The following is a 14,535-nucleotide window of genomic DNA, read 5'->3' on the forward strand; positions in this document are numbered from 1 at the left end:
TGATTCAGCCTCAGCTGGCTCGAAACCCCGGTTACACTTCGACACCCTTTGATCTCAGTCACACAATCTCGTTTAAGAACCGTTTAAAGATGATCATGATCACCCTTCTTTGTTAAAGAAATGCTAAATACTGACAACTATTTATTATCATCTTTGAATGCAGGGTTAATTAAAACAACAGGTTAATCATTACCACGCTAAGTAATTACCTGAATTTTCCTGCCGGTATGTAACTTTTTCATTACTTTTCCGCCATTGCGAGGGCTGTTAATTTGCTGACGATACTGGGTTTTTCCATGGTTGTTTGCTTCATGTATCTGATCATGACCAAACGCATGTCAGCCTTGATTGCGCTGATCCTGATACCAACCATATTTGCGCTGATTGGCGGTTTTTACGCAGGTCTGGGCGCCATGATGCTGGACGGCGTCAAAAAGCTGGCCCCTACCGGCGTGATGCTGACCTTCTCCATTCTCTATTTCGGTCTGATGATCGATGCCGGATTGTTTGACCCACTGGTGCGCTTTATTCTTCGGATGGTGCGCGGTGACCCCCTGAAAGTGCTGGTCGGAACGGCGGTACTAACGCTGCTGGTTTCTCTGGATGGTGACAGCTCTACCACTTACATGATTGCCATTGCCGCATTCCTGCCGCTCTATCACCGGCTGGGCATGAACGTGCTGATGATGACCTGTCTGGTGAACCTTGCCAGCGGCATCATGAACCTCTCCCCTTGGGGTGGCCCGACAGCCCGTGCCGCGGCGGCACTGCGCATTGACGCCCTCGATATCTTTATTCCGATGCTGCCAGCCATGCTGCTGGCCTGTGCCAGCCTGGTGGCAATGGCGGTGCTGTTTGGCCTGCGTGAGCGTAAGCGTCTTGGCGTGATGACCATGAAAGATCACCATCTCGACAACATTGAGCTGGGGCTGGGCGATGCCGAAGAGTGCGCAGCCAATCGCCGTCCGAAAATGTTCTGGCCTAACTTCATCCTGACCACCGTGCTGCTGGTGCTGCTGGTGATTGGTTTAATGCCGATTCAGATCCTGTTTATGCTGGCGTTTGCGATTGCGGTGATGCTCAACTATCCCACGCTGGAGGAGCAGAAAGCCCGCATCAGCTCCCATGCCGGTAACGTGCTGGCGGTGACCGCATTAATTTTTGCCGCCGGTATTTTCACCGGCATTCTCTCCGGCACCGGCATGGTTGACGCCATGGCGAAGAGTCTGCTGGCTGTGATCCCGCCCAGCTTCGGCCCTTTCCTGGCGGTGTTCACCGCGTTGGTCAGTCTGCCGTTTACCTTCTTTATGTCGAATGATGCCTTTTACTTCGGCATTCTGCCGGTTATCGCCCAGACGGCGGCCAGCTACGGCATTACCGCAGAAGAGATTGCCCGCGCTTCTATTGTCGGCCAGCCATTCCACCTGCTGAGTCCGCTGGTGCCGTCAGTCTACCTGCTGGTGGGTCTGGCGAAAGTCGACATCGGCGACCACCAGCGCTTTGCAATTAAGTGGGGGATTCTGGTCAGTCTGGTGCTGATGGCAGGCGGTCTGCTGACCGGTGCTTTCCCGCTGTTCCACACCTGATAATCCTATGCTTTCTGGCGGATAACCGGCAATTTTGCCCGGTTATCCGCTTCACCGCTCCGCCTACTGCGTCATCCCTCTCTACACTCTATAGCCAGGCTGATGTGCTACGCGCCGGACAGGCCGTAGTCTCTCAGAGATATCCCCATTGCCCCTATGGAGGCCCGATGAAAATTCACCACCTTAACTGTGGCTGTATGTGTCCGCTGGGCGGCGCGTTCTATGATGGATTCAGTAAAGACCTGAAAGCACATCTGGTCTGTCACTGTCTGTTGATTGAGACGGATCGCGACGGGCTGGTGCTGGTGGATACCGGCTTTGGTCGCCTGGATATCCATGCGCCCGGCAGCCGCCTGTCCGGCTTTTTCCGCGCATTAAACAATATTCAGCGCCGTGATGATCTCACCGCACTGTCACAGGTTACGTCACTGGGTTTCCGGGCTGAGGATGTGCGGCATATTATTCTGACCCATCTCGACTTTGATCATGCTGGCGGACTGACCGATTTTCCGCAGGCGCGAATCCATCTGTTGCAGCAGGAGGTTGATACCGCGCATCAGCGTCATAGCTGGCTGTCACGGGAACGTTACCGGCCCGGACAATGGGGTGGGATCAGCAACTGGGAGACCTATCAGCCGCAGGGAGAAAAGTGGTTTGGTTTTGAGGCGGTTAATCGCCTGCGTGACTTACCGCCGGAGATTTTGCTGGTGCCGCTGGCGGGCCATACGCCGGGTCACGCGGGTATCGCGATTCAGCAACCCGATGGCTGGCTGCTGCACGGCGGCGATGCCTGGTTTTACCGCGGCGAAATGCGGCAGCAGACGCGACACTGCACGCCGGGACTGCGCTTTTACCAGTGGATGATGGGCATGGATAACGTGGCCAGACGACACAATCAGCAGCGACTGCGTGAGCTCTCCTGCCAGCGCGGCGGCGAAATCACCTTTTTTTGCAGTCATGATGCCCGTGAGCTGGATGCATTACAGGTTAATGCGCCGCTGCGCTGATGAGATAAAAGGTTTGTTTTGGCGATGAGGAAAGCCGCTTCGGGGCGAGAACTATACCGTCTCGTCCCGCAATAATGATGCTACGATCCCTGGATGCAGAGGAACGCCGGAAACATCTGTAGTTTCTCGCGCCTTATGCAGATCACATGCGGCCTGCATGGATAACCAGAGCCGTGCCGCATACCCAGGCCCGCCTCCAGCCGTACAGCCATTTCCGGGCTGACGGAGGCTTTACCGCTAGCCACTTTGCTAAGCGAAGCTGCGGAAACGCCCAGCTGTTTAGCCAGACTGCGCAGGCTGATGTCGTTATCTTCGAGATATTCCGCTATCAGGCCACCAGGGTGTGGCGGATTAAACATTGCCATCAGTGATAATCCTCAAGGTTGAGATTTGACGGGCTTTGAAGCCAGCCCCTGAGCCCTCAGACTACATCACCTTCAGCGGAAGATATCTCTACCGCCCGCTTACTCCGGATCGCCCGCCCTCTTTTTCAGCTGTGCGGAAAGCCAGGGTGCAGTCAGACTCTCTTCAGATGCGCTGACCTCTTCCGGTGAGCCGCAGGAGACAACCCTTCCTCCTTTAAGACCCGAGCCGGGACCCAGATCAATCACCCAGTCCGCCTCTGCCACTATGCGCATGTTGTGTTCCGCCATAATTACGGTATGACCACGCTTCACCAGTTCATCCAGCACTACCAGCAGCTTATCCATGTCAGACGGGTGCAATCCTGTCGACGGTTCATCAAGCAGATAAAGCGTGGGCGTACGCTGGACCCGCTGCAGCTCCCAGGCAAGCTTGATACGCTGGCACTCGCCGCCAGAGAGTTCAGTGGCGGGCTGACCCAGCGTCAGATATCCCAGCCCCAGCGACGTTAGTGCCTTAAGCGAACGCTGGATCCCGTCATGCCCATGAAACACCTCAGTGGCGTCGTCCACGGTCAGATCAAGCACATCCGCTATCGTCAGGTTGTTCCACTTTACCTCCAGCGTTTCGGGGTTATAACGGCTACCCGCGCAGACGGAACAGGTTGCGGTAGCGCTCGGCATGAAGAGCAGCTCAATCGAAATCTGTCCCTGCCCTTCACAGGCAGGACAGCGTCCGGCTGGCAGATTAAAGGAAAACCGGCTGGCGCTGAAGCCTTTGGCTTTCGCCGCGTCGGTGTCTGCAAACAGCCTGCGGACGATATCGAAAAATCCGGTGTAAGTGGCCAGATTTGAGCGTGGTGTCCGGCCGATAGGACGCTGATCGATTCTGACCAATCGGCCGATGGCGTCACTTCCGCTGACAACCTGACCCTTAACGTGCGGCACCAGATCCTCTTCCTCGCCCTCCTCGATGTCAGGCGTTTTGTCAAAACGTCCGAGCATTTCCGGAAGCACGCGATTCAGCAACGTCGATTTTCCGGAGCCGGACACGCCGGTGACGGCCGTCATTCTCCCCAGAGGGATGGCGATATCCACTCCGGCAATATTGTTGCAATAGACCTGTTCAAAGCAGAGCCAGCTCTCTGCGGGCCGGCGCTGGCGCAGCCCGGTATAGTTTCGTGAGAAAAGATAGCCCGAGGTGGGTGACGCACTGACTTCTTCAAGCCCTGCTGGTTCGCCGTTATAGACGATCTCGCCGCCATGCGTTCCCGGGCCGGGGCCGACCTCAATGAGCCAGTCTGCCTCGGCGATGAGGTCAATATTATGTTCGACGACCACCAGCGAATTACCGGCACGCACCAGGTTCTTCAGGGATGCGAGCAGCGATTTGACATCATCGGGATGCAGCCCGGCTGACGGCTCATCCAGCACATAAAGCACGCCAAACAGCCGCGATATCAGCTGGGTGGCCAGACGCACGCGCTGCAGCTCGCCGGATGAGAGTACGGTGGTACGGCGTCCCGGCGCCAGATGACCCAGACCCAGCGTTTCCAGCTGCTCAAGCCGCATACAGATATCCGACGCCATCCGGATGACCGCCTCACGCAGTGCCGCCTCTGCCGGCAGGTCCGGTGATGCGCCACGCGCATAAGGCTTCAGCAGTTCAGCGAGCTCAGAGACCGACAGCTCACTCAGGCTGGCAATGTCATGACCGGCAAAGGTCACGGACAGCGCATCCCGGTTTAGCCTTTTACCGTGGCATTCAGAACAGGGAGTGACCGTCACAAAGCGCGCCAGCCGTTTCTTCGTCGTCTCGCTGCCACCCGAATAACTCTGCAGCACGATTTTTGCTGCACTGGTGTACGTGCCGGTATAAGCCGGCTCTTCGCCCGCCGCCAGCGCGTTTTCGCGCTGCTCAGCATTCAGACCGACAAAAATCGGCACCGATGGCTGTTCGTCAGTCAGCAGTATCCACTGCTGATCACGGGCTGAAAGCGTATTCCAGGGCGCATCAACATCGTAGCCGAGCGTCTCAAGGATGCTGCGCAGATTTTTGTTATGCCAGCCTCTGGGCCAGGAAGCGATAGCTCCCTGGCGGATGCTCAGTGAGCTATCCGGCACCATCGACTCGGTTTTAACGGTGTGCACTCTTCCCAGTCCCTGGCAATGCGGACAGGCACCTTCAGGATTGTTAGGCGAGAAAAAATCGGCGGTCATAAAGGGAACGCCTTCAGGCCTTACGCCCGCACGGGAAAACAGCAGACGCAGCGTGACAGAAATCCGGGTGAGGCTGCCCACCGTTGAACGCTCCTGCGCGCCAGCCCGGCTCTGCTGAAGCGCCACCGCGGGTGGAAGTCCGTCAATATTATCCACATCCGGTGCAGCAGCCTGATCGATCAGACGACGCGCATGTGGCGACACCGACTCGATAAACCGGCGCTGGGCTTCCGCATAGAGGGTATCAAAGGCGAGGGACGATTTACCGGAGCCTGAAACCCCGGTGAACACCACCATGGCGTTGCGGGGAAATCGCAACGAAACATCTTTGAGATTATGTGTTCTTGCACCCTGTACCGAGATATAAGGATCAATGTGCTCATCAGCGAGGTAATGATCGGCGTTGCGTTGTTCTGTCATGATTTCCCTGATTGATAATGCACGGCAGATTCACGATCGCCTGCCGTTAATGACTAAAAATTGCAGATGCTAATCCGGCGTTCAGGCTATCCGGCCCGCTTTGGGAATAGAAACAACAGCAAGGGTAGTCAGGGATCGCGGTCTGCACAACGCGAGGGGGGTTCATCGCTTCGTGGCAGCACAGACTGGTAACCAGCATGTACAGGAAGCCTTCTTATCTCTTAAGAAAACCCTGGAGCAAACTTAAATAAGGCAAAGCCATCACTAGCAAATCGCTTATGTGACTCTGATGTAGATTCCTGTGGTATCGATAAATGCAGGTCTATGTAAGGTATGGATATAGACAATGGGAAATGTTTAATACCCCAGGAACCTTTCTATAACCTTTATCTCTCTATGGCCAGGTATGCACCCCAGAGTGCCTGATGACGCCCCGCTCCCGTTATTCAGCGCGCTGACGGCATAAAAAATCATTTAAGACATAAGGATAGCGAAACCATGCCCATTTCTGAAATGATGCCGCGAGTGCGTGCATGGAGATGAGGTGAAATTACCGTTTTTTATTATCCTGTCCCAGACCGTCAGGTTGTCAAGCATGAACGCGCGAGGTATTGTTTAAAAAGCATCAGGATGATGAATGAAGTGAACTTGTGGGAGCTGGCAGTGGATACGACTGAAGAACTCAATAACACCTATTTCTACGCAGGTAGACCGAACCTCACCGCTGGTGAGCTCTTTTTCATGATTTTCTGTGAAGAAGTCGCTGAACAGCTGGGCATTGATGACTTCGGAGCGATCGTGGCCATCCTGTCTGGACGTAATGTCCTGACTACCCGCACCAAACCGCGCGATGCTCTCAAGGGTACCTCCTATGCCTCACGGGCAGCACGCAGAGTATTCCCTAACGCCAAGTTTCCTTTCGGCATACAGCTCCCCACCATCGTAGGGGGATACCCGCCCCGGACCGCGCGTATCCTTTTTACGCATAAGCTCAGCACCTTTGTTGGTCGGGCGATACCCGTCGTGGGCTGGGTGATTCTGGCAAGAGACGTTGCCGATATCAGTTTCAATTCGGTCAGACTGTACAATGCCATCGCTCGCGGGGAGGATAAGTTATGGTAGATGACACACAGGCACGCGTAATGGCACTCATTGAGCCGTGGAACGGCCGATCGCTGCTTACGTTCCGGAAAAAAACACTCACGCCAGAGATGTCGCTTAATCAGGACATGAAGCTTGACCCGGAGGACGCTGCGGAATGCCTTCAGAACGTCTTCGATGCGTTTGGAATGGATTCTGATCTGGTGACTTTCAGCCTCTACTATCCAAAAAACCCGCGCGAGGCCATCCCTCTTACTATCGGGATGGTAATCGAGTCAGCCCGTGCCAGGCGATGGTGCTATGACTGATATGACCTGCTCCCCGTTGATTAGTACACCCCGATGTTAGTAATGTCTTCATAAGCCACATGAGGGCATCCCCATGAAGAAGCGTTTTCCTACGAACAGATCATCAGTATCCTCCGCGAGGCCGAAGCCGGGGTTTCTGCACGGGAACTCTGCCGTAAGTATGCTATTTCAGACGCTACTTTCTACACCTGGCGCAAGAAGTTTGGCGGCATGGAAGTCCCTGAGGTAAAGCGGCTTAAGTTACTTGAAGAGGAGAACGTCCGCCTTAAGAAGCTGCTCGCCGAAGCCATGCTGGATAAGGAGGCGCTTCAGGTGGCTTTGGGTCGAAAGTTCTGACGACAGACCAGAAGCGGGAAGCCGTGGAAGTCATATGTGATGCAACGGGTCTGTCGCAACGTCGTGCCTGCAGGCTGGCAGGTCTGTCTCTTTCAACCTGCCGTTATTCAGCTCAGCGTCCGGCTGCTGACGCGCAGCTATCTCTACGCATCACAGAGCTGGCACCTGAACGCCGTCGCTTTGGTTACCGGCGGATCTGGCAGTTATTGCGTCGTGAGGGCCTTCACGTCAACCACAAGCGGGTATACCGCATTTATCACCTTAACGGCCTGAGTGTGAAGCGCAGACGACGTCGTAAGGGTCTGGCGACTGAGCGGCTTCCGCTGCTTCGCCCGGATGCGCCCAATCTGACCTGGTCAATGGATTTCGTCATGGATGAACTGGCCACCGGTCGCAGGATCAAGTGCCTTAACTGCGTCGATGACTTCACAAAGGAATGCCTGACTGTCACTGTTGCCTTTGGGATTTCAGGCGTGCAGGTCACGCATATTCTGGACAGTATTGCGCTGTTTCGCGGATATCCGGCTACGATAAGAACTGACCAGGGGCCGGAGTTTAACTGTAGAGCACTTGACCAATGGGCCTTTGAGCATTGCGTGGAGCTGCGGCTTATTCAGCCCGGTAAACCGACACAGAACGGATTTATTGAGAGTTTTAAGTGACGCTTTCGCGATGAATGCCTGAATGAACACTGGTTCAGCGATATTGTTCATGCCCGGAAAATCATTAATGACTGGCGGCAGGACTATAACGAGTCCAGACCTCATTCATCGCTGAATTACCAGACGCCGTCTGAATTTGCAGCAGGCTGGAGAAATGGAAAATCAGAAGGTGAACAAACCGACATTACTAACTGATCGTTGTATCTAATACTAGGGGCAGGTCACGAATAACGTACACACACTTAAGACGAGAGCTCTATACAACTTTCAATGTGGCCATTCTCCGTCAACGGGTGTCAGGTCTAAGTGATGCCATTAAATTGCCTACAGAATTTCAGTGTGATTTATGAAAAAAACCCGTCTGCGACGGGTTTTCAGGCATAGAAGGCGACAATCACCGCTCCGGTATTACGGCTTTTTAAACTTGTCTTCGACTTTCTCTTTCGCTTCCGCGATTTTATCACCGGCCTTTTCCGCGAAACCCTCTTTATGCGCTGGCTCGCTGCCTGGCGTTACCGGACGGGTGTCGTGGTCAGCGCGGGCCTGACGTGTGCTTTCAAGCAACGGATCGGCCACAGTACGATTCCCGGTCAGCCGGTCTGCGCCGAGAGGATCTGTACTGGCATGGTCAATATCCACTTCCTGACGGCGTACCGAATCGTTGATAGTTTCAACCCGATCGCTTGTCTCTTTGCGTAACACCACCTCTTCAATGATCTCCGCGGTCTTATTAATCACGGGCTGCTCATGCGTCTCTTCCACTTCGACAGTTTTTTCAGACCAGTCAACATGGGTGGGTGAACCTGATTCATTCACCGGACGACGGAAGATTGCGGCGTGCTGCTCATGCAGCGAGACATTTTCTGAGACCTGATCGGTGACAGTGTAGCGACGAACGCGGGTTGAACCTTCACTGACCAGACGTTTACCCACTTCCAGTCGCTCCTCGGCCAGACGCAGTACATCCTCGTCACTTTCGTCACCGGTCAGGGCAGTACGGGCAGCGCCACGATGGGCAGGATCGGTAGAGAGCGGATCGACGGCGGCATTATCCTGAAGCGTTCCACTGGCAGGTGCAGTCAGACCATCACTGGTCGCGTAACCGGGCGCGTAATCATCGGGCAGCGCCGCACTGCGCTCGGTAAGTTCTTCATGTGCATCAAGGATGCCCAGGGCGCGAGGTAACTCATCTTCATCGGCCCGCAGCGACAGCACTACTCCGCCGGTTCGCATCGCGTCTTCATACACTTCGGCCTGATCCTCCTCCAGCGTATTGCCGAACAGGCGTTGCCAGAAGCCAGGGTGGCGGGCCTCCTGACCTTCGGTACGCAAACGATCACCGGAGATGATATCAATGTCATCATCCAGGAACCCGGCCTTGATCAGGTTACGCTTTGCACCCTCTGCCAGTGAGATATTGCTGAACATTGTTACGATTGTTTCACGCGCCATGTTGTGTTCCTCGGTGATGGATTCGGACGGCTCTGAATAGGGTGTTCGGGTCAGGTGAGCATGCTGTTTGCGCAGGGAAACAACCTGTTCTGTCGCTTCTTCACTGACAACTTTGCGGATATGCCACTCCTCTTTCAGCACCAGATGACGAACGATCTCGATTTCCTCTTCAACGACAGGAATGATCAGAACGCCATTTTCTTCACGGATCTCCGGCATCTCAGCCAGCCGTTCCGATTTAGGAATGCGTTCTATTTCCGCCGTCTGATGCCGGAGCATCAGCGCAATCTTCTGCTGATGCTCAGTGACCTGTCGGGTAACCCTGACATGACCGTCGATGACCCGCTGTTTCGAGACCTCAACGGTTTCCTCCGCCAGGCTTAGCACCTGGTCGCTACCCTCTGACCCTGGTTTTTCAGGAGGTTGATTGTTCATGTTTAACCTGCCTGTGATACAGAGCGATCATTTGTACTTTTCTTTACCTTGAGCATAAGTCACTGCTTTTCGGTTAGTTAAAGCCTGGCACAAACAATGCCAAAAGACAGTAAAAAGCAGAAAAAAGCCATTATAAGAAGATAACGTGGTGCTAAAATCGGATAAGCGGTACGGCAGATAAAAATCAGATAACGAAGCGGCAGACAGTGAAATCTCTTTTATCGCATACGCAAAAAGAGGATCAATCAGGTGTTAACCCGACCTGAAGTGAATCAGGCATATCGGGTCAGGGGTTGAGCCATTCGCTTTCCTGCAACTCGCCGTTAGCCGAATAGCGAAACAGGGCGCGCTGATTTTCGTTTCGCTGAAGCTGATAGGCGTCCAGCACACTGGCCTGCAAAATCACCACGCCAAAACGGGATTCCCCGGTTTCCGCTGCCGTCGCGTCAGACGTCTCGTTAGCCGTTGTCCGCGCTTCCCCAGGAGGTCCGCCGGTGTAAGTCTGCCGCGTGTGCTGCGGTAACGCACGCCAGGCTGCCCGGGCAACATCACTTCCCGCCGCATAACACGCAACCCGCCCTGCCAGCCGTAACTGCAGGCGACGCTGATGGCAATATCCCAGCACGGTGACCTGCGGATTCGCCGCCATCTCCTGCCACTTCGGGCTGCGAACATCCGTATGAAATGTCAGCATCCGGCGGTCGTCGGCACACTTGCGCAGAACCACGGTGCGCGCCTGAGGTTGTAGCAGAGCATCGACCGTACAGAGCATCAGATAACGAAATCCACCCTGTGGATCGGTTGCAGATTCCTGCAGCGCAGCCCAGGCTCCAGTTTCAAACGTTTTCAATTCCATGGGGATTACTCTCATCAGGATCAATTTTCAGCCATCTGGCTAAAAGCGTAGCAATGAAGTGGGCAGAAGGCCTGACAGCGCAGCGATAAGAGCAAATGTGGCAGCGGGAGCTGGACAATGCACGAGAGCAGGAGCTGGTGAAATAGCGTCGGGATTGCGGGATACCTCGCAGAGCGGCAAAAGCGCGTCCCGCCAGTCAGCCACTCTGTGTTATTTTGCGCCATCGCCACAGAGATCCGATCCGCAGGGAGTTGCACGATGACAACTGAAGAGTCTGCTAAAGTACCGGCTGAAATACCGCTGAAAGTCACCTCGCCGCGCCTGACTTATCGGCCACTTCGGCAGGAAGACTGGCCCTTCTATCTGGCAGTCAGTCAGGATAGATCGGTGATGCAGTACATCAGCGATCCGCGCAGCGCTGAAGAGATCAGAACCCACTCATTTGATGTCCGCCTGCCCGCCTGGTACAAGGGCTGCAGGCACTGGCTCTGTCTGGTTATCGGAGAAAAAACATCCGGTGCTCCGGCTGGCTTTTGCGGGTTTATCGATCGTGGAGAGGGTATTGCGGAGTTTGGCTTTATTCTGGCCGCAGATGCGCAGGGCAAAGGCTACGGCAGCGAGTCTCTGCATGCCATTATCACCTTCTGCTTTGAGCAACAGGAATACCGCAAACTGATCGCGACGGTGACGGCAGGCAATGCGGCCTCACGCCGGACCCTGATTTCAGCGGGCTTTGTGCAGGAGGGGACGTTGCGGCAGAACTTTTTCCTCAACGGCCAGTGGCAGGATGACTGGATCTTCGGCTTGCTGAAACAGGAATACCAGCCCGCACACTCACCCTGAGGCGCAGACCATCAGCGTCGGGCATCCTCCGCTCCGTTCGCCACAATCAGACCGATTAGCGTGGCGTAACGTCATAACCGCTGGCGATAGCGATAGCGGGCGCACAGTACTCCTCTCCGCACAGCATCGCCTCAAAGTCCGCCGGCGTCAGTGGCTGGCACAGGCCATTGCCCTGCATAATGTCGCATCCGGCGGCCGTAACAAAAGCGATCTGCTCTTTATCTTCCACGCCTTCGGCGGCCACCCGGATACCCAGGCTTTTGCCGAGCGCGGTAATGGCCCGGAACATCATACGCACCCGCATGCTGGAATCCAGCTCGTGCGTCATCGACTTATCGATTTTAAAACCCGTCACAACACTGTAGCGCAGCAGGTTAATCGCCCCCAGCGTACGCCCGTAATGATCGATAACGAACGAAGCTCCCGTTCGGCGTACGGCGTCAACCTGGACCGGCATATCCTGCATCAGCACGGCCAGCAGTGGCTCATCCACTTCCAGCTCAACAAAACCGGCATCGCCTCCGGCACTCTCACGTATTACCGTCTCCAGGCTGTTCCCTGCAAGCTGGCGCGGAAACAGGTTAATGCTGACGCGAAGCTGAGGAGAGCGAACCTGCCACTGCCGGACCTGTGCCAGAGCACTGCGGATGATCCATTCACCCAGCGTGACTGAAAGCGGACTTTTAACCAGCATGCCGATAAATTCAGCCGGCAACAGCAGCCCGCGCGTCGGATGCTGCCAGCGCACCAGTGTCTCGCAGCCAATAAGCTTTCCGCTTTCAACGTCGTAGCGGGGCTGATAGTAAAGAGTGAACTGCTGCTGCCGCACCGCCGTTTCCAGTTCGCGCTCAAAACGGCGCCGCTGCTGCTCCGCTTCACGAAACGCGGGCATAAACAGCATGCTGCAGCCTTTACCCGACGCTTTGGCGCGATAGAGCGCCAGATCAGCGGCGGACATCACCGAAGAGGGATCCCTGCCGTGCTCCGGATAGGAGGCGATGCCGGTGCTGGCACCGACCACCACCGGTGAGTCGTGATAGCGGAACGGCGTCTGAACGGCCGCAATCAGTTTCTCCGCCGTGATCGCCGCCTCTGCGCTGCCGCCCGCTAACAGGATCACAAATTCATCACCGCCCAGGCGCGCAGCCGTCACGGCACTGGCGCACACCGCACGAATCTGTTCGGCAACGTGGCACAATAACGCATCGCCTGCAGCATGCCCCAGCGTATCGTTAACCTCTTTAAAACCATCGAGATCGGTCATCAGTAACGTATAGGGGACGCCCGCCCTGGTCAGCTGGCCGACCTGATCCATAAACGCGCTGCGGCTGGCGAGACGTGTCAGCATATCCAGTGAGGCCAGCTCACAGAGCCGCGCCTCACTCTCATAGCGGGCCGTGACATCGCGGATGATCATGCCCACCAGCCGTTCGCCCTCTTCACGCCAGCCCGAAAAAGAGACCTCTGCCGGAAATTCACGACCTTCACGCGTAACACCCCATATCTGCAAAGAGCGTGGGTGCGAGATAGCTGCTTCGTCAGAGGTAATCCGGACCAGTTCATTACGGTAGTCAGTCTGACAGCGAGCAGGGATCAGCTCGCTGATATACTGGCCGCGCATCTCCTCTGCGCTGTAGCCGAACAGCGCGGTGGCGGCCGGGTTCCAGAAGGTTATGCCACGCCGAAGGTCGGTGCAGACAATGGCGTCAGGCGAAGTGGATGAGATCGCCTCGAGTCGCTGCTGGCTGGTGTAGCGCAATAACTCCAGACGATGCATCTCCATGCGATCCATCACCAGGGCAGCAATATCGTTCAGATGCTTTCGATCCTCTGCAGTTAACGGCTCACGAGGATGGCTGTCGGTCAGGCAGACCGTGCCAATATGATGCCCATCCGGGGTCGAAAGCGGGATCCCCGCGTAAAAGCGGATAAAGGGGTAGCCGTGAACCAGCGGACTGTCGCGGAAGCGCGGATCTTTCAGCGTATCGGGCACGCAGAGGATATCGCCCTGCGCCAGCGTATGGTGGCAGAAGGCGACGTTGCGTGCCGTACCTGAAATATTTAAACCGTACCGGGAGGCGAAGAACTGCCGCTTTTCGTCGATAAGCGAGACAAAAGCGACCGGCACCCGAAACAGCCGTGCGGCAAGCGTAGTAAGGCGATCCAGCGCATCGGTCGGCGGTGAATCCATCAGATGATACTGCTTAAGTGCGTCGAGGCGAGCCGCCTCGGCATCATGATAAACTGGACGTTTCAGCGTAACTCTCCTCTGGTGTTATCTGCTGTGGCTGGCCTGACACAGCATAAAGAGGACACGTTCAATCAGACAGAACGCGCAGAGTTCGCTGCCGATCCGTTGCCGGAAGAAAGGCCCGTCAGTAAACCCGGCAGCAACAGGTTGCCGCGCTGAGTCCGATAAAGCTGACACCGCAGACAGCGAGGCATCAGTTAACACGTTATGCCTGCCAGAGAGAGTGCGGCGGACCGCCCAGGATTATCTGGCCAGAGCAGATCAGACAGGCGGTAATGCGCCTCGCTTAGCTCTCTATATCGGCCCGACATGACTTTACTTAAGAGAAAACAGAGGATGAACGCCTTACTTTTTCAGCTTTGGTACCAGTTGATAGTGCGGATGCTCTCCGGCGAGCAGCATCAGCAGTTCATACTCTCCCTGACTGAGCAGCGCAGGATTTTTCGATGCTTCTTTCGTCTGCCAGACACGCTGGCTAAGATCGAAACGCTCGGCTGCAATCTCCTGAGAGAGACCGGCCGCAAGGCGCAGCTCACGCACGTTGTGCTGGACGGCGACAGGCCGCTGTAAAATCTGATTTCCCATATAAACGCTCCGCATACGGTGCCCCGGCGAGATGGCCGGGCGGAAGTACACGCCTGCGGCCAAAACATAAATTTGAGTTAAGTTTTAACAGCCCGGCGTTTTACACTTATC

10 protein-coding genes and 2 pseudogenes are annotated in these 14,535 nt (G+C 55.5%); 6 read left to right on the plus strand and 6 right to left on the minus strand.

Going from position 1 to position 14,535, the window contains the following annotated elements:
* The first annotated feature begins 272 nt into the window (after positions 1 to 272).
* Together LC417_RS20340 and LC417_RS20345 are read left to right on the plus strand one after the other, a co-directional pair.
* On the plus strand, positions 273 to 1,586 hold the full coding sequence (locus LC417_RS20340; RefSeq protein ID WP_031292261.1) for a CitMHS family transporter: 1,314 nt from the start codon (positions 273 to 275) through the stop codon (positions 1,584 to 1,586).
* A 167-nt stretch (positions 1,587 to 1,753) separates the two neighbouring features.
* A complete protein-coding gene (locus tag LC417_RS20345) occupies positions 1,754 to 2,593 on the plus strand; it encodes an MBL fold metallo-hydrolase (protein ID WP_223566295.1) in 840 nt (279 codons plus the stop codon).
* Positions 2,594 to 2,644: 51 nt separating this feature from the next.
* Here LC417_RS20345 and LC417_RS20350 read toward each other — a convergent pair.
* Positions 2,645 to 2,958 (minus strand): annotated as a pseudogene (locus tag LC417_RS20350) (HigA family addiction module antitoxin).
* A gap of 99 nt (positions 2,959 to 3,057) precedes the next feature.
* Positions 3,058 to 5,595 (minus strand): excinuclease ABC subunit UvrA, encoded by a 2,538-nt coding sequence (locus LC417_RS20355; RefSeq protein WP_223566296.1) that lies wholly within the window; start codon positions 5,593 to 5,595, stop codon positions 3,058 to 3,060.
* Between the two features lie 663 nt (positions 5,596 to 6,258).
* Here LC417_RS20355 and LC417_RS20360 point away from each other — a divergent pair.
* From LC417_RS20360 to LC417_RS20370, 3 genes and pseudogenes are all read left to right on the plus strand, one after another.
* Positions 6,259 to 6,717, plus strand: a complete 459-nt coding sequence (locus LC417_RS20360) for an STM2901 family protein (protein WP_031292265.1) — start codon at positions 6,259 to 6,261, stop codon at positions 6,715 to 6,717.
* The gene (locus LC417_RS20365; protein WP_022624214.1) at positions 6,711 to 7,004 is read left to right on the plus strand and encodes a DUF1493 family protein; all 294 of its coding nucleotides are present in this window, start codon (positions 6,711 to 6,713) and stop codon (positions 7,002 to 7,004) included. The genes LC417_RS20360 and LC417_RS20365 overlap by 7 nt, the downstream gene beginning before the upstream one ends.
* Positions 7,005 to 7,103: 99 nt before the next feature.
* A pseudogene (locus LC417_RS20370) lies at positions 7,104 to 8,197 on the plus strand (IS3 family transposase).
* 213 nt (positions 8,198 to 8,410) lie between these two features.
* Here LC417_RS20370 and LC417_RS20375 read toward each other — a convergent pair.
* Together LC417_RS20375 and LC417_RS20380 are read right to left on the minus strand one after the other, a co-directional pair.
* Positions 8,411 to 9,889 (minus strand): YsnF/AvaK domain-containing protein, encoded by a 1,479-nt coding sequence (locus LC417_RS20375; RefSeq protein WP_033759886.1) that lies wholly within the window; start codon positions 9,887 to 9,889, stop codon positions 8,411 to 8,413.
* Between the two features lie 286 nt (positions 9,890 to 10,175).
* Positions 10,176 to 10,745, minus strand: a complete 570-nt coding sequence (locus LC417_RS20380; RefSeq protein ID WP_033786394.1) for a pyridoxamine 5'-phosphate oxidase family protein — start codon at positions 10,743 to 10,745, stop codon at positions 10,176 to 10,178.
* 258 nt (positions 10,746 to 11,003) lie between these two features.
* On the opposite strand from LC417_RS20380, the gene LC417_RS20385 reads away from it, so the two are divergent.
* A complete protein-coding gene (locus LC417_RS20385; protein WP_010671972.1) occupies positions 11,004 to 11,588 on the plus strand; it encodes a GNAT family N-acetyltransferase in 585 nt (194 codons plus the stop codon).
* 55 nt (positions 11,589 to 11,643) lie between these two features.
* Here the strand turns inward: LC417_RS20385 and LC417_RS20390 are convergent, their stop codons facing one another.
* Together LC417_RS20390 and LC417_RS20395 are read right to left on the minus strand one after the other, a co-directional pair.
* On the minus strand, positions 11,644 to 13,779 hold the full coding sequence (locus tag LC417_RS20390) for a bifunctional diguanylate cyclase/phosphodiesterase (RefSeq protein WP_158150243.1): 2,136 nt from the start codon (positions 13,777 to 13,779) through the stop codon (positions 11,644 to 11,646).
* Positions 13,780 to 14,184: 405 nt separating this feature from the next.
* Positions 14,185 to 14,424, minus strand: coding sequence for a hypothetical protein (locus tag LC417_RS20395; RefSeq protein WP_010256895.1), 240 nt, complete (start codon positions 14,422 to 14,424; stop codon positions 14,185 to 14,187).
* Between the last annotated feature and the right edge of the window lie 111 nt (positions 14,425 to 14,535).

It is taken from the genome of Pantoea sp. OVA07A (assembly GCF_019969975.1).
Lineage (GTDB): Bacteria > Pseudomonadota > Gammaproteobacteria > Enterobacterales > Enterobacteriaceae > Pantoea > Pantoea agglomerans.

Bases quoted from the DNA above. Each gene is read 5' to 3' on its own strand.
- LC417_RS20345 (WP_223566295.1), top strand. From the start codon at position 1,754: ATGAAAATTCACCACCTTAACTGTGGCTGTATGTGTCCGCTGGGCGGC.
- LC417_RS20355 (WP_223566296.1), bottom strand. From the start codon at position 5,595: ATGACAGAACAACGCAACGCCGATCATTACCTCGCTGATGAGCACATT.
- LC417_RS20365 (WP_022624214.1), top strand. From the start codon at position 6,711: ATGGTAGATGACACACAGGCACGCGTAATGGCACTCATTGAGCCGTGG.
- LC417_RS20375 (WP_033759886.1), bottom strand. From the start codon at position 9,889: ATGAACAATCAACCTCCTGAAAAACCAGGGTCAGAGGGTAGCGACCAG.
- LC417_RS20380 (WP_033786394.1), bottom strand. From the start codon at position 10,745: ATGGAATTGAAAACGTTTGAAACTGGAGCCTGGGCTGCGCTGCAGGAA.
- LC417_RS20385 (WP_010671972.1), top strand. From the start codon at position 11,004: ATGACAACTGAAGAGTCTGCTAAAGTACCGGCTGAAATACCGCTGAAA.
- LC417_RS20390 (WP_158150243.1), bottom strand. From the start codon at position 13,779: ATGGATTCACCGCCGACCGATGCGCTGGATCGCCTTACTACGCTTGCC.
- LC417_RS20395 (WP_010256895.1), bottom strand. From the start codon at position 14,424: ATGGGAAATCAGATTTTACAGCGGCCTGTCGCCGTCCAGCACAACGTG.